Here is an 18,559-nt window from a genome sequence, read left to right as displayed (position 1 = left end):
ACTGCGGGTTCTTTAGAAGACGGAGCGACAGATGGACATCGGTTTTATCGGTCTCGGCGAGATGGGCGCCGCGATGGTTGCAAACATTTTGAAAGCCGGGCACCAGGTGCGCGTGTGGAACCGCTCGCCGGAGCGCGCGCAGCCGCTCGCCGCCGCGGGCGCGCGAATCGTCGCGACGCCGGCTGAAGCGTTTGCGGGCGACGCCGTGTTCTCGATGCTCGCCGACGATGCCGCGCTGCGCGAAGTCGTCACCGCGTCGCTGCTGGAGCATGCGCCGCGCGGGCTGATCCACGTGAACATGGCGACGATCTCGGTCGTGCTCGCCGAGGAACTGGCGACGGCGCACGCATCGCGCGGCATTGCTTATGTTGCCGCGCCGGTGCTCGGACGGCCGGACGTGGCGGCAGCGGGCAAGCTGACGATCGTCGCCGGCGGTCCGGCTGAGGCGATCGACCGCGTGCAGCCGCTATTCGACGCGATCGGCCAGAAAACGTGGCGGATCGGCTCGTTGCCGCAGCAGGCGAACGTGATGAAGCTGGCGGCAAACTTCATGCTGGCCGCGGCGGTCGAGACGCTCGGCGAGGCGGCGACGCTCGTGACGGGCCACGGCGTTGCGATGCAGGATTTCCTCGACGTGATCACGAGCGGCCTGTTCCCGGGACCGGTCTATCAGGGCTACGGCAAGATGATCGCGGAGCAGCGCTATGAGCCGGCGCTGTTCAAGGCGCGTCTGGGTCTCAAGGACGTGCGGCTCGCGCTGGCTGCCGCCGACGCGGTCACGACGCCGCTGCCGATCGCGAGCGTGGTGCGCGACAGCCTGCTCGAAGCCGTCGCACACGGCGATGGCGAGAAGGATTTCGCGGTGCTGGGCCAAGTGGCGGCGCGACGGGCCGGACGCTAGCGCGTTATCGGTCATCGCGCAGTCGGGTGCCGGGTTGGACTTGCCGGCAGCCCGAGCGCGATGGGTCCGCAACATGCGAAGTCGCATGCAGGAGTTCGCCACGATTCGCCGCCTGCCGTGGCTGCGGCGGTGAGCGGGCTGGCGGGCATAATAGGCGTCCGATCCTTTCCTCGCGTCGATCTCAATGAATCTGCATACCTGGTGGCTGTTCGCCGCCACTGTTTTCGTCGTTTCCGCGATTCCCGGTCCGAACATGCTGCTGGTGATGACGCATGGCGCGCGGCACGGCCTGCGCCGTTCGAGCGCGACCATGGCCGGCTGTCTGTCGGCGCTCGTGTTGATGCTGGCGGTATCGGCAGCGGGACTGGGCGTCGTGCTGGAAGCATGGCCGGCGCTGTTCAACGCGCTGCGCCTGATCGGCGCGGCCTACCTCGTGTATCTGGGCATCAAGGCCTGGCGCGCGCCCGCGGACGAAGCCGCCGCCGAGGCTACGGACGAACTGGCCGCGAAACCGGCTCACTCGCGCTTGGTGCTGTTTCGCAACGGCTTCCTCGTGTCGGGCAGCAATCCCAAGGCGATTCTGTTCGCCGCCGCGCTTTTGCCGCAGTTCATCGACGCCGCCCAGCCGAAGCTGCCGCAATTCGGCGTGCTGGTCGCTACATTCGCGGTGATCGAGGTGAGCTGGTATCTGGTGTACGCCGGTTTCGGCACGCGGATCGGCACCCGGCTGAAGAGCCGCAGCGTCGCGAAAATGTTCAACCGGCTGACGGGCGGCGTGTTCGTCGGCTTTGGCGCGGTGATGGCACTGGTCCGTCATTGAGCGGAGGCCGCCCGGAGCGGTGCCCACAAAGTTGTTCGAACACGACGCCGGGCACTAACCGAGGGTGAACCCTAGTTTTTATGTTGCGCCGCACCAAACCGTTTGCTATAGTTCGTCTTGTCTCCTCCATGTCTCCTCTGATATGGATTCAGCCCGCCAACTTAGGCGGGCTTTTTTTTGCCCCGAAATTCCCGCGCTTCCCCAAATGAAAACCGGCTGATCCCACCACGGGGACCAGCCGGTTTTTTGCGTCTGTACGGGTGTGTCGCGCCGCGTCGAACTCAGAACTTGTACGACACAGCGAGGAACGAAATGATCGGATCGGCTTTCAACTCCGCTTTCGACACACCGAGTTCCGTGCCGTCCGCCGCCTTGATGATCACCGACGACGTCGTCTTGAGCGGAATGTAGGTGACCGACGCCACAAGACCCCAGTGATCGGTGATGTTGTACGCGAGACCGGCGTTGAACACCGGCGCCCACGACGACGACGCCTTCGCCGACACCTGCGTCTGCCCCGGCTTGCCCGCGCCGGCCGCGAGCACCGCGCCGAGATTGTTCTGCGTCGACGTGACGAAGTTCTGCCCCAGCTGAATATCCGAGAACCAGTTATACGACACGCCGACACCGACGAACGGCCGGAACTTCGCAGTCGGCGCGTTGAAGTAATACTGGAACAGCAGCGCCGGACTCCACTGACGCACGCTCTTCACGATCGGGTTCGATTGCGGATCGCCGAGGTCCTGCTGGCCGAGCGCGCCCGCGGGTCCGGGCGGCTTGATGGTGCCGTGGCCATTGATCTTGAAGACCGGCGGGACGCCCGCGACCGTCGTCACCGCGATGTGGTCGGTCAGGTAATGGCTGAACACGAGGCCGACAGTATCGGCGCTGTTGGTGGACAAACCCGTGCCCGACGACGTGAACGAACTCGGCAGACGCAAAGGCGTGTTGATCGGCGTCGGTGCGACGTTGGTGGTCAGCGGCGTGCTGGAGTCCTGCGGCATCACGTGAAACCAGCCGAGCACGGCGACGTTGTCGCCCGCATGTTGGGCGTGCGCACTGGCGGACAGGCACGCGACCAGTATCGCGAAAGTGATTTTTTTCATGTTGCTCCTCCTGAGGCGCTCGCCGCGCTCATCGCGCGCGGCGAGCGGCAACCGGCTGGCGCTCCGGCTGCTGCACTAAATGACGGTGGACGCCGGCCGCCGCGCGCATGCTCTGCGCGGCAGCCTGAACGCGAAACCTCGCGGCGCGGCGGCACATGCTTCGTCCATTACTGGACGAAGGCGCCGATCGTGAAGTACGGCGAGGCCGCGTTGGTCAGATCGAGGTAGCCGAATACGCCGCCGGTGAAGATCATCTTTCCGGTCGGCGTCGTGCCCGTCGATGCGCCGACTTGCGTCGTCGTCACTACGCCCGGCACGGTCTGCGTGAAGTCCAGATTCAGCGCGGTCGCGAGCGAGGCCTGCGATGCGTTGAACGGATCGAGCAGCGTGGCCTGCGTGCCCTCGAGCGCGGTGGTGCGATAGTTGAACTGGCTATCCACGCCGATGTACTCGCCGTTCTGCGAGTTCACCGCGATCGCGGTTTGCGGCGACAGAATCGAGATGCCCGATTCGTCGTCCGCGTACGGTCCGAGCGAGCCGTTCACCGGCGTCGTCACCGACGAGTTCGCCGCGCCGGTGCGCACGAGGATCGGCACGACCTGGTTGCGCAGCTTGCCGACGATCATGTAGCCGCGCGCTTTCGGCGTGGTGGCGAGCGTCGGCTTGGCCTGGCCGAGGAAGTTATCGGTTTCGAACGCACCGCTGCCGTCGGCCGACTGCACGAAGTTCGTGCCCGGCTGCTGACACTTGCCCGCGTTTACGCCGGAGTTGTCGCACTCCGTCCACGTGCCGTCCGCGTTGATCGTGATCTTGGTGTCGACCGCGACCGGCGCGAAGTTTTGCGACGGCACCTGGTGATAGCCGAGCTGGTTATACGTGCCGGCCACGTTCGCCAGATTCGTTTCGATCGACGAGAAGCCGATGAACGGGTAGTACGGGAAGGTGGTGTCGGGCACCGCGCCGACGCCGAGAATCCCGCCGAACGAGATTTCCGCGCCCGGAATCGTGCCGCCCGCCACACCTTCGCCGACGAAAATCCGCGCCGGACGATTCGGGTCGAGACTCGCGCCGTTCAGACGGAATGCGCACTGATTGAGCTTGTTGGTCGGCAGCATCGTTTCCTGCGTGAGCGTGCCGCTGGCGGCCTGGCCGGCGCGCGTCGGTGCGACGGTGCCGGTGGTCGCCGGAATCGGCGATTCGATATAGCTGATCTGCCAGGTCATTTTGGTCGTGTCCATCTGCAGCTTGACCAGCTCACCGTCACCGCCGCCGCCCGTGAAGACGGTGCTGTAATCGAGCGACGTCGGACACAGCCGGGCTTCGGTGATTGTCCCGTTGCCGCCACCCCCGCCACCGCATGCCCCCAGCAACGGTGCTGCAAGAGCGAGCACCGAAAGGATTCTCCATTTCATACCGCCTCCAGAATTTTCTCGTTGTTTGGGGCCGGCTCCCAGTCCGGCCACCATTTGCTCTAGTTATCTCTCGGACTGCGAACTGCCGGTCCTGCCGCTCGTCCCGCGTGAGTTATTTGCTGATCTGGGCGCCGATGCCGAAGTAAGGGGCGTCGGGTGTCGAGCCGGCGATCGCCGAAGTCGGCGCGACACCGTTGTTGACCTTGCTCTGGATCTCGATCGCGTACAGGCCGCCCGATGCGATCGCGAGACCTTGTCCGCCGGTGGCCGCGCTTTGAACGCCGACCAGACCGGGGCTCGGGAGGCCGTAGCCGAGCCCGAAGCCGTCTTCCGCGGCCGACGTCGACGGATTGATGAAGGTGCCGACGCCACCTTGAATCAGCGTCGCCGTGTAGTTGAAGTTCGAATCCGCACCGACGTAGCCGCCGTCGAAACCACCCGATGCAAGCGGCGTGGCGGCGGCAAGCATTGCGATGCCGGATTCGTCGTCGATTTGCAGCGTGCCCAGGTTGACCGAGCCGGTGCGAACCACGAGCGGTACCGTCGCGCCGTTGATCTGGCCGAGGATCATATGGGCCTTGCCGAAGTTGCCGGTGCGCAGCGGCGCGGGGCTGCCGCCATTGACGATCTGCGGCGGGCTCGTGCTGTCGAAGTAGCCGTTGCTGTTCAGCGTGAGCGCGTTACCCGTGCTCAGACAGCCCCCTGCGCTCGGCGACGTGCAGTTGCCGCTCGCGTCGAATGTCTCGACCGAATTCGTAGCGATGGTTTCGTAGTTCGCGGACGGCGAGAGGTGATACAGCAAACCGTTGTAGGTGCCGACGAGCTTGGTGAGATCGGTCGTCGTGCTGGCGAAGCCGAGGAACGGGTAGAAGTCGAAGTGCCGGTTCGGCACCGCGCCCAAACCGAGAATGCCGGCGAACTGCACCGTCGCGCCTGGGATACCGCCGCCTGCCACACCGTTACCCACGAGGATCATCGGCGGATTCGGATTGTTGACGAAGTCGGGGGTCGTATAAGGCTGGCCGTCGCCGACGCCGGTGCCGCTGCCCGCGCCGAGAATGAACGCGCAGCGGATCTGTTCGGCGGTCGGCAGCGCGCCGGTCGGCGGGTGGATGACCGCGCCGGCGATCTGCGTGCCTGCGCGAGTCGGCGAAACGCTGCCGGTGCGCAATGGAATCGGCGACTCGAGCCACTTCAGCGTGTACGTCATCGCGGTCGCATCGATATTCAACTGGACGACTTCGCCACTACCGGCTCCGCCGAGGAAAGTCGTCTTGACGATGTCCGCGCTCGCCGGACACAGCGTCGGCGTTCCGGCATTCGAAGACGGCGGACCTTGCACGCCGCAGCTTGCCCCCGAGCATTGCGGCGAATTGATCGCGCCTGGATTGTCGGCCTTGCCGCCGCCGCATGCGATGAGGAATGGGGCCGTGGCAATGGCCATTGCCAGGCCGCGGATTATGGCGTGCGACATGCTGCTGTCTCCCTTCATGTAATTGTGCGAACTAATTTCGCTGCGCGTTTAACTCATGTCAATTGAATGAGCCGTCTAAAAAGAACGATTCAAACAGCGCATTTAATGCAGGACGCGCGCCGGTTGGACGTTAGCGGCCCTTTAAAACAAAAAGAGAATTTTCGCGTTGTCGACGGTCCCGTTGTTCCGCCGCACTGCCTTACCAGGCAAGCGATTCAGCAAAATGGCTCTATCATCTGCGAACGACCGTTCGGGGAAAAATCGGGAGTTTCCCCAGGCGGAAAACCATGCTGTGATACGCGATTGACGGAATGAATTACCGACGATTGATCAGCAGTCCGGGTTTTTATTTTTAAGTAATGGGGGCTACTACTGATTAAACGGAAAAGAGGAATGCGCGATGAATGCTTTTAAAACAGAAAAGCCGGTCTTTTAGAGACCGGCTTTCGGAGTTCGACAGCGAATGCCGTCGTGGAGCACAAACCTGCTTAGCGTTTCAAGCCGGTTTCTTCCGCGGTGCCAATGGCGAGGTTCATGCACTGGATCGCTGCGCCCGATGCACCCTTGCCCAGGTTGTCCAGGCGCGCGACGGTCACGAAGCGCTCTTCGTTGCCGAACACGAACAGGTCGACGCGGTTGGTGTCGTTGTTTGCCTGCACGTCGAAGAAGCCGGCGTCGAGGTTGGCTTCCGCGTCGAACGGCGCGACGTGCACGAATGCTTCGCCCGCGTAGTACTCGGCGAACAGCGCTTGCACGTCCTGCGGCGTGGCTTTCTTCGCGAGCTGGTTCGGCGAGAAGAAGGTGGTGACAGCGAGGCCCTTATAGAAATCGCCGACGATCGGCGTGAAGACCGGCGCCGACTTCAAACCGGTATGCGCGGCCATTTCCGGCAGATGCTTGTGCGTGAGGCCGAGCGCATACGGACGCGGGCTCTTGAGCTTGTCGTTGCCGCCTGCTTCGTAGTCGGCAATCATTTTCTTGCCGCCGCCGCTGTAGCCGGTGATCGAGTAAGCGTGAGCGGCGAAGTCCGCCGCGACGACACCCGCTTCGACCAGCGGCCGCATGGCCAGCACGAAGGCCGATGCATGGCAGCCCGGCACGGCGATGCGTTTGGCGGTACGCAGACGCTCGCGTTGCGAGCGGGCGAGTTCGGGCAGACCGTAGGCCCAGTCGGCGGAGGTGCGGAACGCGGTGCTCGCATCGATCAGCACGGTGCGGTCGTTGTCGACCAGCGAAGCCGACTCGCGCGACGCGACGTCCGGCAGACACAGGAACGTGACGTCCGATGCGTTGATGAGACGACGGCGCTCGTCGAGGTCCTTGCGCTTCGCTTCTTCGATACGCAGGATTTCCACGTCGGCGCGTTGCGACAGGTATTCGAAAATCTTCAGGCCGGTCGTGCCTTCCTGTCCGTCGACAAAAACTTTCGTGCTCATCTCGATCTCACTGGCTTGCTGGAAACGGGGCGCGACACCGCGCCGGAACGCCATTTTAAGACGTGATGGCGCCGGACGTGTGGAATTGGGGCAAAAAACGACGATGCGCGCTGAAAATGACATCGGCGTGACCGGATGAACGCCAGTTGCAAGCCGATGCAGGGGCGTTCGCGGCAAACGCTATCGCGTAGACGCTCGTCGTCAGGCCGGCGTGGCGATCCAGCGCGCCGTGACGCCGGCGATCCGTGCGCCGAACATGCGCGCCGTCTCGAGATCGCCGGCCGGCGGCGCTTCGTCCGGCGACGCATCCGCCGGCGACTGCGCGAGCAAGCCCGTGAAGCCGCCCACGTAGTTCAGGTCGTTGCGGGTCGCCGCCTTGGTGTTCGACGGCATCATCCCCGTGCCCGCCCAGATCATGCTGTGTTGCATCGCCAGTGTGACGAAGTACTGGATCGTCGAGAATTTGTCGCCGTTCATCGTCGCCGAATTGGTGAAGCCGGCGGCGATCTTGTCCTTCCATGTCTGGCCGAACCACGGTTTCGAACTGGCGTCGGCGAATTTCTTGAAATCGGCTGACGGGCCGCCCATGTAGGTCGGCGCGCCGAACACGATCGCGTCGGCCGCGGCCAGTTCGGCCCACGCGGCGTCGTCGATCTCGCCGACGGGCATCAGCCGCGCATCGGCGCCCGCTTCGAGCATGCCCGCCAGAACCGCTTCGGCGACTTTCTTCGTATGGCCATAACCGCTGTGATACACGATGACAATCTTCGACATGGTGCTCTCCGGCAAGGTGAAGAGATGAACTCAGGGATCAAATCAGGCACGGCGACGTGGCGTGCAGTGAACATTACCGTCCGTACGTGACGACCATTCGCGCACTGCCGAGCGTCGCCGTGCCGATCTCGTGATCGAACATCAGCGCCGGCCTTCCTTGTGCGAGGCGCAGGTCGGCGCTATTCAGCGCGTAAACCGTGACGACGTAGCGATGCGGTTTGCCGGCAGGCGGGCATGGGCCGCCGTAACCATCTGTGTCGAAATCGTTGCGCGCTTCAACCGCGCCGAGTTTCTTCAGGAAACCCGACGAACTCGCGTTCTCCGGCAAACGGTCGACGCTCGCCGGAATGCCGGCCACCGCCCAATGCCACCAGCCGCGGCCGGGTGCGTCCTCGTCGAAGATGGTGATCGCGAAACCGCGCGTGCCGGCCGGCGCATTGCGCCAGCTCAACTGCGGCGAGCGATTGTCGCCTTTGCAGTCGTCCTGATTGAAAACCTGCGCGCTGTCGACAGCACCGCCCACGCGAAAACTCGTACTGTTCAGCGAAAAAAGATCCTCGGCGAACGCACGCGGGCCATACCCGGCGCATAGCGCGAGACCCAGCATCGCGCTGACGACGTACTGCCTACGGCGGACGGGCGAAGCAAGCGAAACGACCAGGCAACGCGAGCGCATGTGCCGGTTCTCCTGTCAGGGGAAGCGAGGCGGGGACCTCGCGACGGTTATTGTCCCTATTTTGTGCCCTGCGGTCGAATCATGTCTAACATTAGCTCTCCGATGTTTCATTGTTACTGGCCTGTAAGGCTTGGCGCTCAGGAAATCGGCTATAGTCGGAGCAATTGTCCGCGTGAATTTCAGCCGCGTACCCGATCAGTCCGAGCACCAACAAAAGAAAGCATGTCAGAAGTTGTGGAGAGGGTTTTATCCGTCGAGGGGAGGGCTATGCAAGATCCGTTAAAGGTCAGGGTCGTGGTAGCGGATGACCATCCCGTGATTCTGTTTGGCGCCGAACAGGCTTTGCTCAAGTTTCCAGGCATGCAGGTCGTTGCACGGGCGCGCCAGTCGACCGAGTTGATGAAAGTGTTGCAAACGGTGGAGTGCGATGTCCTCGTGACAGACCTCGCAATGCCCGGCGGCCAATTCGGCGACGGTCTGCCGCTGATCGGTTATCTACGCCGCAATTTTCCCAATCTGCCGATCGTCGTCCTCACCATGCTCGAGAACGCCGCGTTGCTCAAGCGGCTGAGCGAACTCGGCGTGACCTCGGTCGTGAACAAGTCCGACGATCTGAGCCATATCGGCCTCGCGGTCCAGCATGTCAGCCGTAACCTTGAGTACATGAGCCCGTCGGTCAAGGCGTCGCTCGATACGTTGCGCATGAACGCCGGCGGCAAAAACGAAGACGTGATGCTGTCGCGCCGCGAACTCGAAGTGGTGCGCCTGTTCGTCTCCGGCATGACGATCAAGGAAATTTCCACGCAGCTCAACCGCAGCATCAAGACGATCAGCACACAAAAGAATACGGCGATGCGCAAGCTCGGCATCGATCGCGACTCCGAGTTGTTCCAGTATGCGCAGAGCAATGGCTTGCTGAATCTGTCGTCGCATTCGGTCGAAGGGGGCGCTGGTTCTTCGTGACGGCGCCGGCTACGCGTCAGGGCTCGCGTGAACACAGCAACGCGAACGTGAGCGCGAACGCGAACAAAAAGAAAGGCCGCCTGTCTCGTCGACAGGCGGCCTTTCTTATTCCATCCGCCTCAGCGGTGCGCCGTGCTTACTGCGGCGCGGCGTTCGCGCCGCCATGCGCAGCCGACCATTCGGCCGGCGCGTGCAGGAATTTTTCCACTTCGTCGAGCGTCTTCGTGTCGAAGTACTTGTTCTGCTTCGCGACGCGCAGCACGTCCCACCACGTGGCGAGCGCGTGCAGATCGACATCGATGTCTTTCAGCACCGACACGCTTTCCTTGAAGATGTTGTAGTGGAACAGCACGAAGCAATGGTTCACCGTAGCGCCGGCGCCGCGCAGCGCGTTGATGAAGTTGATCTTGCTGCGGCTGTCCGTGGTCAAGTCTTCGACCAGCAGCACGCGTTGGCCTTCGGTGAGCAGACCTTCGATCTGCGCGTTACGGCCGAAACCCTTCGGCTTCTTGCGCACGTATTGCATCGGCACCATCAGGCGGTCCGACAGCCACGCAGCGAACGGGATGCCGGCGGTTTCGCCACCGGCGACCGCGTCGATCTGCTCATAGCCGACGTCGCGCAGGATCGTGGCTTCGGCCATTTCCATCAGGCCGCGGCGCACGCGCGGATACGAGATCAGCTTGCGGCAGTCGATATAAACCGGGCTCGCCCAGCCGGACGTGAAAATATACGGTTTCTCCGCGTTGAAGTGCACTGCTTGGACTTCCAGCAGCATCTTGGCGGTGGTGTCGGAGATCGTCTGGCGATCGAAGCCTGTCATGGGCGAATCCTTGGGTGTAAGCGGGGAGAAGGGGGCGCGAAGCCCGGTGGCGCAGCAAGCGGGGTATGCCGCGCCTTGGTGGGCGGCGCCTCGATAGGCAAATACACAACCGGACAGTGGAGTGCAGGCCGGCGTTTGCTGCGCGCGTAGCCCGATATTTTACCCGAAACGAGGCCTTTCGAGGAGCCGTTGTGTGTCGTGGCGGCGAATGAGGGTTATCGGGCTGGCGAGTGAGCGGCAAGTGCCTGGGAGCGTCGTTGGGTCAACGGCGAAGCGGCGTCACGAGTTGGATTTTGACTTGCTTGTGAGCCGCCGGGCACGCCTTTACACTCACGCGAAATTTCCCGGGGCGCGCGTGACCGCCGCGGCCCGTCTGACCTACGGAACGCTTTCATGACCGCCGCTTCTTCTCCCACCGACACCCGTGAACCCGCCAAAGCCGGTTATGCCGGCCGCGCGCTGATCGCGTCGGTGCTTGGCTACGCGATGGACGGCTTCGACCTGCTGATCCTCGGCTTCATGTTGCCGGTGATCGCCGTCGATCTGCATCTGAGTTCCGCGCAGGCGGGCTCGCTCGTCACGTGGACGCTGATCGGCGCGGTAGCGGGCGGCGTGATTTTCGGCGTGTTGAGCGACTACTTCGGCCGCGTCCGGATGCTCACGTGGACGATTCTGATCTTCGCGGTGTTCACCGGGCTATGCGCGCTGGCGCAAGGCTATACCGATTTGCTGGTTTATCGGACGATCGCCGGCATCGGTCTCGGCGGCGAGTTCGGTATCGGCATGACGCTGGTCGCCGAGGCGTGGCCCGCTTCGCAGCGGGCGCGGGTGTCGTCGTATGTCGGGCTCGGCTGGCAGCTCGGCGTGCTGGCAGCGGCGCTGCTCACGCCGTTGCTGTTGCCGGTGATCGGCTGGCGCGGCATGTTCGCGCTCGGCGTGCTGCCGGCGATCGTGTCGTTCTTCGTGCGGCGGCGCGTCGAAGAGCCCGCGCTCTTCACCGAACGCGCTTCGCGCGGCGCGCGCAAGCTGCCACTGAAATTGCTGGTGGCCGACGCACGCACCGCGCGCGCGAGCATCGGCGTCGCGATTCTCTGCTCGGTGCAGAACTTCGGCTATTACGGGTTGATGATCTGGCTGCCGAGCTATCTGTCGAAGACCTTCGGTTACTCGCTGACCCAATCCGGCGTGTGGACCGCCGTGACGGTGCTCGGTATGGCGGCGGGCATCTGGCTGTTCGGCATCGCCGCCGACCGCTTCGGCCGCAAGCCGACGTTCCTGCTCTATCAGGCGGGCGCGGTGGTGATGGTGTTCGTCTATTCGCACCTGAGCACGCCGGCGGCGCTGCTGATCGGCGGCGCGGCCATGGGCGTGTTCGTCAATGGGATGATCGGCGGTTATGGCGCGCTGATCTCCGAACTCTATCCGACCGACGCACGCGCGACCGCACAGAACGTGCTGTTCAACATCGGCCGGGCGGTGGGCGGTTTCGGACCGGTTGCCGTGGGCGCGCTGGCCGCGCGTTATTCGTTCGGCGCAGCGCTCGCCCTGCTTGCTTCGATCTACCTGCTCGACATCTTCGCGACGCTTTTTCTGATCCCCGAACGACGCGGCGCCGAACTCGAATGACGTTCAAATGACGTCGCGGTGAAGCCCGGATGAAGCCCGGGTGACACGCTCGCGACATCACACCGGATGACGCGCCGCAGCATAACCGGCGTGCGTTTCGCCGATGGTGAGACACGTTAACCAACCGGTGCATCGACGCATTCGGGGTGTACACTAACCGACCCGCGTAGCACTCCGCACCGTTCCGCCTTCCGCCCAGGTTCGACGCGGCGCCCAACCGGCGCACGCGAAAACCGCCGCAGTCGATTATCCATTCGATAGACGATAGGCGAGCTCCGCGGTGCGATGTGTCCGGCCCGATTACTAACGTCTCGCAGGTTAAAAAATGGACGAACAACTCAAGCAAAGCGCTCTCGCATACCACCAGAATCCGAAGCCCGGCAAGATTTCGGTCACGCCCACCAAGCCACTGTCGAACCAGCTGGATCTGTCGCTGGCGTACTCGCCGGGCGTCGCCGCTGCGTGCATGGCGATCTACGACGAACCGCTCGACGCGCAGAAGTACACGTCGCGCGGTAACCTGGTCGGCGTGATCACGAACGGCACCGCCGTGCTCGGTCTCGGCAATATCGGCCCGCTCGCCGCAAAGCCGGTGATGGAAGGCAAGGGCTGCCTGTTCAAGAAGTTCGCGGGCATCGACGTGTTCGACATCGAGCTCGCCGAGTCCGACCCTGACAAGCTGGTCGAGGCGATTGCGATGCTCGAGCCGACGCTCGGCGGCATCAACCTCGAAGACATCAAGGCGCCGGAATGCTTCTACATCGAGAAGAAGCTGCGCGAGCGCATGAAGATTCCGGTCTTCCACGACGATCAGCACGGTACTGCGATCATCGCGTCGGCGGCGATCCTCAACGGCCTGAAAGTGGTCGGCAAGAAGCTCGACGAAGTGAAGCTGGTGTGTTCGGGCGCGGGCGCGGCGGCGATCGCGTGTCTGGACCTGCTGGTGAACCTCGGTCTGTCGAAGAAGAACGTGCTCGTCACCGATTCGAAGGGCGTGATCTACGAAGGCCGCGGCAATCTGGATCCGTCGAAGGAACGTTACGCGGCGAATACCGACGCGCGCACGCTGGCCGACGCGATCCGCGGCGCCGACGTGTTCCTAGGCTGTTCGAGCGCCGGCGTGCTGAAGCCGGAGATGGTCGTCGGGATGGGCACGCAGCCGCTGATCCTGGCGCTCGCGAACCCGGAGCCGGAAATCCGCCCGGAAGATGCGAAGAAAGTGCGCCCGGACTGCATCATCGCAACGGGCCGGTCGGACTATCCGAACCAGGTCAACAACGTGCTGTGCTTCCCGTTCATCTTCCGCGGTGCGCTGGATGTCGGCGCGACCACGATCACTGAAGAAATGAAGCTCGCGTGCGTGCGCGCGATCGCGGAACTCGCGGAAGAAACCGATCAGGGCGATGAAGTCGCGAAAGCCTACGAAGGCCACTCGCTCGAATTCGGTCCCGATTACCTGATCCCGAAGCCGTTCGATCCGCGCCTGATCATCAAGATCGCGCCGGCCGTCGCGCAGGCCGCGATGGACTCGGGCGTCGCGACCCGTCCGATCCAGGACATGGACGCGTATCGCGAAGAACTCGGCACCACCGTGTACCGCACCGGCATGGTGATGCGCCCGGTGTTCGCGGCGGCGAAGTCGGAGCCGGCGCGCATCGTGTTCGCCGAAGGTGAGGACGAACGCGTGCTGCGCGCCGCGCAGTTCGTGCTGCTGGAGAAGATCGCGAAGCCGATCCTGGTGGGTCGTCCGTCGGTGATCGAGATGCGTCTGAAGAAGATGGGCTCGAAGCTGAAGTGCGGTGAAGACTTCGAGATCGTCGATCCGGAAGACGATCCGCGCTACCAGCAATGCTGGCAGGCGTATCACGAACTCGGCGCGCGCGAGGGCGTGACACCGGACGTCGCGAAGGCCGCGATGCGCAAGTTCAACACGCTGATCGGCGCGATCCTCGTGCGTCTGGGCGAGGCGGACGGCATGATCTGCGGGATGATCGGCCAGTACCACACGCATCTGAAGTTCATCGAACAGGTGCTGGGCAAGGCGGACAACGTGCAGAACTTCGCGGCGATGAATCTGCTGATGCTGCCGGGGCGCAATCTGTTCATCTGCGATACGTACGTGAACGAAACGCCGACCGCCGAGCAGCTCGCGGACATGACGATGCTGGCGTCGCGCGAGATCGAGAAGTTCGGCATCACGCCGAAGGTCGCGTTGCTGTCGAATTCGAACTTCGGCAGCGCGCCGTCTTCGTCGTCGCAACGGATGGCGGAGGCGCGCAGGCTGATCGCGCAACGCGCGCCTACGCTCGAGATCGACGGTGAGATGCATGGCGATGCGGCGTTGTCGGAAGCGGTACGCAAGGCGGCATTCCCGGGCACTACGCTGAGCGGCGAAGCGAACCTGCTGATCATGCCGAATGTGGAAGCGGCGAACATCACGTACAACCTGCTGAAGATGATCGGCGGCGAAGGCGTGACGGTCGGTCCGTTCCTGCTGGGCGCGGAAAAGCCGGTGCATATCCTGACGCCGGCTGCGACCGTGCGGCGGATCATCAATATGACGGCAGTGGCTTCGGCGAATGCGAGCAAGCGGGTGAGCGCGCAGTGAAGTCGATGCGCTGACGCTCATCGCAGCGCTGAATGAAAAAACGCCACGGAAGTCGATTCCGTGGCGTTTTTTTTGCGGTTTCCAATTGGCCGGAGGTCAGCGGTCAGCGGCCCGCGGTTAGCCGCCACCGCGCGCGGTCACCCGCTCAAACCATCAAGCCGCGTGCTGCGTCTTCCCTGCTTCGGCCGAGCGCCAGCGTGCCAGCAATTCGTTCCACTTGATGCGCACGCCCTTCAGGTTGTTCTCCTTCACGTGACCATAACCGCGGATGCCGTCCGGCAGATTCGCGAGTTCGATCGCGAGATCACGCTTCTGCACGCTCAAGCCGCCGATCAACTCGTGCACCAGCGTCTCGTACTCGCCGATCAACGCGCGTTCGGTGCGACGCTCTTGCGTCTTGCCGAACACGTCGAGCGCGGTGCCACGCAGGAACTTGAAGCGCGCCAGCACATGCATCGCGCTGAACACCCACGGACCGTACTTCTTCTTCACCAGATGGCCGTGCGCATCTTTCTTCGAGAACGTCGGCGGCGCGAGGTGCATGTGCAGCTTCCAGTCGCCTTCGAAATTCGCTTTCAGCTTTTCGATGAACGCGGGGTCGCTGTACAGACGCGCGACTTCGTATTCGTCCTTGTAGGCCATCAGCTTGTGCAGATTCTTCGCGACGGCTTCGGTCAACGGCAACTGGCTGTCGATCGAATCGAGCGCCGATTCCGCCGCACGCACTTGCGACACCAGCGCGCGATAACGCCCGGCGTAGGCAGCGTTCTGATACGCGGTGAGGTAGACGACGCGCTTGTCGATCAGCGTGTCGAGCGCCTTCGGCGTGTGCAGCGCGATGATCTTGCTGCTCGCCGTTTCCACGACACCGCGTCCTTGCGACTGCACCAGCTGGCGCACCGCAGCCAGATCGTGCGCGGCACGGCGCCCCCATTCGAACGCCGCGCGATTCTTGTCGATCTGCACGTTGTTCAGCTCGATCGCGCGCATCAGCGATTGATACGTGAGCGGCACCCAGCCGCGTTGCCATGCATAGCCGAGCACGAACGGATTCGTGTAGATCGCGTCGCCGAGCAGCGCGAGCGCGAAGTGATTCGCGTCGACCATGTCGACTCCGTCGTCGCCCGCGCCGGCACGCACGTCGGCCTCCGTGCTGCTGCCCGGAAAGCGCCAGTTCGGGTTCTTGATCAGCTCGGCCGTCGGCGTGTGCGCGCTGTTGAGCACGACGCGCGTGCGGCCCACCTGCATCCGCGATACGCATTCGTCGCTCGCCGTGACGATCGCGTCGCAGCCGATCACGAGGCTCGCTTCGCCCATCGCGATGCGGGTCGCGTGGATGTCACCCGGCTGGTTGGCGATCTGCACGTGGCTCATCACGGCGCCGCCTTTCTGTGCGAGCCCGGTGACGTCGAGCACCGTGACGCCCTTGTTCTCCAGATGCGCGGCCATCCCGAGCAGCGCGCCGATCGTCACGACGCCGGTGCCGCCCACGCCGGTCACGAGCACGCCATAAGGGCGGCCGATCGACGGCAGGTCCGGTTCCGGCACCGGCGGCATCGCTTCGCCCGCGACGCCGGAAGCCGCCTTCGGCTTGCGCAACTGGCCGCCCTCGATGGACACGAAGCTCGGGCAAAACCCGTTCACGCACGAAAAGTCTTTGTTGCAGGTCGACTGGTTGATCTGACGCTTGGTGCCGTACTCGGTATCGACCGGTTCGACCGACAAGCAGTTCGACTTCACCGAGCAATCGCCGCAACCTTCGCACACCGCGTCGTTGATCACGACACGGCGCGCCGGGTCCGGATACGTGCCGCGTTTCCTGCGACGGCGCTTTTCTGTCGCGCAGGTCTGGTCGTAGATCAGGATCGTCGTGCCGGACACTTCACGCAGCTGGCGTTGAACCTCGTCGAGCTGGTCGCGGTGGTGAATGTCGATGCCGGGCGCAAGACCGACGTTGGCCGAGTACTTGTCCGGTTCGTCGGTGACGATCACGATCTTCGTCGCGCCTTCGGCGGCGAGTTGATGCGTGATCTGCGGCACGGTCAGCACGCCGTCGACCGGCTGGCCGCCGGTCATCGCCACCGCGTCGTTGTAGAGAATCTTGTAGGTGATGTTCGCCTTCGACGCGATTGCCGCACGAATCGCCAGCAAGCCCGAGTGGAAGTAGGTGCCGTCGCCGAGATTGGCGAACACGTGCTTGTCGTTCGTGAACGGCGCCTGACCGATCCACGCGACGCCTTCGCCGCCCATCTGGCTGAACGTGCCGGTGCTGCGATCCATCCACACGGTCATGTAGTGGCACCCGATGCCCGCCATCGCGCGCGACCCTTCCGGCACATTCGTCGACGTGTTGTGCGGACAGCCCGAGCAGAACCACGGCTTGCGTTCGGCTTCGACGCGCGGACGCGCCAACGCTTTTTCCTTCGCTTCGATCACCGCGATGCGCGACGCAATGCGAGCCCGCACGTCGGACGGCAGATCGAACTTGTCGAGCCGCGTGGCGATCGCCTTGGCGATGATCGCCGGCGACAGCTCGTAATGCGCTGGCAGCAGCCAGTTGCCCATCGGCACCGACCATTCGCCGCCCGCGCCGTCCTTTTCGTCGAACTTGCCGAACACGCGCGGACGCTGCGCATCGGGCCAGTTGTACAGCTCTTCCTTGATCGCGTATTCGAGAATCTGGCGCTTTTCCTCGACCACCAGAATTTCGTCGAGGCCGCGCGCGAACGCTTGCGCGCCTTGCGCTTCGAGCGGCCACACACAGCCGACCTTGTACAGACGGATGCCGATGCGCGCGCAGGTGTCGTCGTCGAGACCGAGATCGGTGAGCGCCTGACGCACGTCGAGATAGGCCTTGCCGGCGGTCATGATGCCGAAGCGCGGATGCGGCGAATCGATTTCGACGCGGTCGAGCTTGTTCGCGCGCACGTAGGCGAGCGCCGCGTACCACTTGTAGTCGAGCAGACGCGCTTCCTGCACCAGCGGCGGATCCGGCCAGCGGATGTTCAGGCCGCCCTCGGGCATCGCGAAGTCTTCGGGCAGGATGATTTTCGTGCGATCCGGATCGAGATCGACGGAAGCCGACGACTCCACCACATCCGTCACGCACTTCATCGCGACCCACAGGCCGGAGTAGCGGCTCATCGCCCAGCCGTGCAGCCCGAAGTCGAGATACTCCTGCACGTTCGACGGGAACAGCACCGGCAGCCCGCAAGCCTTGAACAGGTGTTCGGACTGGTGCGCGAGCGTGGAGGATTTGGCCGCATGGTCGTCGCCGGCTAGCACGAGAACGCCGCCATGTTGCGCCGAACCGGCCGAGTTGCCGTGCTTCAGCACATCGCCGGAACGGTCGACACCGGGGCCTTTGCCGTACCACATCGAGAACACACCGTCGTATTTGGCGCTCGGGTACAGGTTGACTTGCTGCGAGCCCCACACGGCGGTGGCCGCGAGGTCTTCGTTGACGCCGGGCTGGAACACGACCTGGTGTGCGGCGAGATGCTGTTTCGCCTTCCACAGCGACTGGTCGAGTCCGCCGAGCGGCGATCCGCGATAACCGGAGATGAAGCCGGCGGTATTGAGTCCGGCGGCCCGGTCGCGTTCCTGTTGCAGCATCGGCAGACGAACCAGCGCCTGAATGCCGCTCATGTACGCGCGACCGCGTTCGAGGGTGTATTTGTCGTCGAGCGTGACGGAAGATAGCGCGGCTTCGAGCGAGGCTCGCTGACCTGCGTCTAGCGGGGCATTCATTATGTGTACTCCTCCACCCAGTTTGGGATCACCAGAACTTTTGGGCCGCGGCATCTTGTGAATGCGTGGGGCCGGGTCGTCATATTGACGTGTTTTAAGTGATGGTAGCACTGGTGAAAACCCGCCGCAGTGCGTCAAATATGTCGCAATGCAGCGTAATTCCGGCTCTTTTGAGCGAAAACATCTCAGG

13 protein-coding genes are annotated in these 18,559 nt (G+C 63.5%); 5 read left to right on the top strand and 8 right to left on the bottom strand.

Going from position 1 to position 18,559, the window contains the following annotated elements; translation table 11 throughout:
• Nucleotides 1–31: 31 nt before the first annotated feature.
• Both PQQ51_RS29975 and PQQ51_RS29970 read left to right on the top strand, forming a co-directional pair.
• A complete protein-coding gene (locus tag PQQ51_RS29975) occupies nucleotides 32–901 on the top strand; it encodes an NAD(P)-dependent oxidoreductase (protein ID WP_408500820.1) in 870 nt (289 codons plus the stop codon).
• Between the two features lie 184 nt (nucleotides 902–1,085).
• Nucleotides 1,086–1,721: a LysE family translocator gene (locus PQQ51_RS29970; protein ID WP_408500819.1), complete on the top strand. Its 636-nt coding sequence runs from the start codon at nucleotides 1,086–1,088 to the stop codon at nucleotides 1,719–1,721.
• Between the two features lie 281 nt (nucleotides 1,722–2,002).
• On the opposite strand, the gene PQQ51_RS29965 is transcribed toward PQQ51_RS29970, so the two are convergent.
• The 6 genes from PQQ51_RS29965 to PQQ51_RS29940 all read right to left on the bottom strand — a co-directional run bounded on the left by PQQ51_RS29965 (nucleotide 2,003) and on the right by PQQ51_RS29940 (nucleotide 8,599).
• Nucleotides 2,003–2,827, bottom strand: a complete 825-nt coding sequence (locus tag PQQ51_RS29965; RefSeq protein ID WP_408500818.1) for an OmpW/AlkL family protein — start codon at nucleotides 2,825–2,827, stop codon at nucleotides 2,003–2,005.
• Between the two features lie 167 nt (nucleotides 2,828–2,994).
• Nucleotides 2,995–4,239, bottom strand: coding sequence for a DUF2957 domain-containing protein (locus PQQ51_RS29960; RefSeq protein ID WP_408500817.1), 1,245 nt, complete (start codon nucleotides 4,237–4,239; stop codon nucleotides 2,995–2,997).
• Between the two features lie 112 nt (nucleotides 4,240–4,351).
• A complete protein-coding gene (locus PQQ51_RS29955) occupies nucleotides 4,352–5,713 on the bottom strand; it encodes a DUF2957 domain-containing protein (protein ID WP_408500816.1) in 1,362 nt (453 codons plus the stop codon).
• 488 nt (nucleotides 5,714–6,201) lie between these two features.
• Nucleotides 6,202–7,149, bottom strand: a complete 948-nt coding sequence (gene argC, locus PQQ51_RS29950; RefSeq protein WP_408500815.1) for an N-acetyl-gamma-glutamyl-phosphate reductase — start codon at nucleotides 7,147–7,149, stop codon at nucleotides 6,202–6,204.
• 201 nt (nucleotides 7,150–7,350) lie between these two features.
• Nucleotides 7,351–7,923 carry a flavodoxin family protein gene (locus PQQ51_RS29945; RefSeq protein ID WP_408500814.1) on the bottom strand — a complete coding sequence of 191 codons (573 nt, stop codon included), beginning with the start codon at nucleotides 7,921–7,923 and terminating at the stop codon, nucleotides 7,351–7,353.
• A gap of 73 nt (nucleotides 7,924–7,996) precedes the next feature.
• Nucleotides 7,997–8,599: a YbhB/YbcL family Raf kinase inhibitor-like protein gene (locus PQQ51_RS29940; RefSeq protein ID WP_408500813.1), complete on the bottom strand. Its 603-nt coding sequence runs from the start codon at nucleotides 8,597–8,599 to the stop codon at nucleotides 7,997–7,999.
• A gap of 267 nt (nucleotides 8,600–8,866) precedes the next feature.
• Here PQQ51_RS29940 and PQQ51_RS29935 point away from each other — a divergent pair, with 267 nt between their 5' ends.
• Nucleotides 8,867–9,562 carry a response regulator gene (locus PQQ51_RS29935; RefSeq protein WP_408500812.1) on the top strand — a complete coding sequence of 232 codons (696 nt, stop codon included), beginning with the start codon at nucleotides 8,867–8,869 and terminating at the stop codon, nucleotides 9,560–9,562.
• Between the two features lie 136 nt (nucleotides 9,563–9,698).
• Here the strand turns inward: PQQ51_RS29935 and PQQ51_RS29930 are convergent, their stop codons facing one another.
• Nucleotides 9,699–10,385 (bottom strand): orotate phosphoribosyltransferase, encoded by a 687-nt coding sequence (locus PQQ51_RS29930; protein WP_408500811.1) that lies wholly within the window; start codon nucleotides 10,383–10,385, stop codon nucleotides 9,699–9,701.
• Nucleotides 10,386–10,778: 393 nt separating this feature from the next.
• On the opposite strand from PQQ51_RS29930, the gene PQQ51_RS29925 reads away from it, so the two are divergent.
• On the top strand, nucleotides 10,779–12,011 hold the full coding sequence (locus tag PQQ51_RS29925) for an MFS transporter (RefSeq protein ID WP_408500810.1): 1,233 nt from the start codon (nucleotides 10,779–10,781) through the stop codon (nucleotides 12,009–12,011).
• 325 nt (nucleotides 12,012–12,336) lie between these two features.
• Nucleotides 12,337–14,619 carry an NADP-dependent malic enzyme gene (locus tag PQQ51_RS29920; RefSeq protein WP_408500809.1) on the top strand — a complete coding sequence of 761 codons (2,283 nt, stop codon included), beginning with the start codon at nucleotides 12,337–12,339 and terminating at the stop codon, nucleotides 14,617–14,619.
• 153 nt (nucleotides 14,620–14,772) lie between these two features.
• On the opposite strand, the gene PQQ51_RS29915 is transcribed toward PQQ51_RS29920, so the two are convergent.
• Nucleotides 14,773–18,369 carry an indolepyruvate ferredoxin oxidoreductase family protein gene (locus PQQ51_RS29915; protein ID WP_408500808.1) on the bottom strand — a complete coding sequence of 1,199 codons (3,597 nt, stop codon included), beginning with the start codon at nucleotides 18,367–18,369 and terminating at the stop codon, nucleotides 14,773–14,775.
• Nucleotides 18,370–18,559: the final 190 nt, after the last annotated feature.

This window comes from Paraburkholderia xenovorans (assembly GCF_046030735.1).
Taxonomy (GTDB): Bacteria; Pseudomonadota; Gammaproteobacteria; order Burkholderiales; family Burkholderiaceae; genus Paraburkholderia; species Paraburkholderia xenovorans_A.
Note: the sequence above shows the minus strand (reverse complement) of the source record. Positions and strands in the feature narration are given on the sequence as shown.

Coding starts and splice junctions, on each gene's coding strand:
- PQQ51_RS29940 (WP_408500813.1), bottom strand. CDS start 8,599: ATGCGCTCGCGTTGCCTGGTCGTTTCGCTTGCTTCGCCCGTCCGCCGT.
- PQQ51_RS29930 (WP_408500811.1), bottom strand. CDS start 10,385: ATGACAGGCTTCGATCGCCAGACGATCTCCGACACCACCGCCAAGATG.
- PQQ51_RS29920 (WP_408500809.1), top strand. CDS start 12,337: ATGGACGAACAACTCAAGCAAAGCGCTCTCGCATACCACCAGAATCCG.
- argC (WP_408500815.1), bottom strand. CDS start 7,149: ATGAGCACGAAAGTTTTTGTCGACGGACAGGAAGGCACGACCGGCCTG.
- PQQ51_RS29975 (WP_408500820.1), top strand. CDS start 32: ATGGACATCGGTTTTATCGGTCTCGGCGAGATGGGCGCCGCGATGGTT.
- PQQ51_RS29955 (WP_408500816.1), bottom strand. CDS start 5,713: ATGTCGCACGCCATAATCCGCGGCCTGGCAATGGCCATTGCCACGGCC.
- PQQ51_RS29970 (WP_408500819.1), top strand. CDS start 1,086: ATGAATCTGCATACCTGGTGGCTGTTCGCCGCCACTGTTTTCGTCGTT.
- PQQ51_RS29960 (WP_408500817.1), bottom strand. CDS start 4,239: ATGAAATGGAGAATCCTTTCGGTGCTCGCTCTTGCAGCACCGTTGCTG.
- PQQ51_RS29935 (WP_408500812.1), top strand. CDS start 8,867: ATGCAAGATCCGTTAAAGGTCAGGGTCGTGGTAGCGGATGACCATCCC.
- PQQ51_RS29925 (WP_408500810.1), top strand. CDS start 10,779: ATGACCGCCGCTTCTTCTCCCACCGACACCCGTGAACCCGCCAAAGCC.
- PQQ51_RS29945 (WP_408500814.1), bottom strand. CDS start 7,923: ATGTCGAAGATTGTCATCGTGTATCACAGCGGTTATGGCCATACGAAG.
- PQQ51_RS29915 (WP_408500808.1), bottom strand. CDS start 18,369: ATGAATGCCCCGCTAGACGCAGGTCAGCGAGCCTCGCTCGAAGCCGCG.
- PQQ51_RS29965 (WP_408500818.1), bottom strand. CDS start 2,827: ATGAAAAAAATCACTTTCGCGATACTGGTCGCGTGCCTGTCCGCCAGT.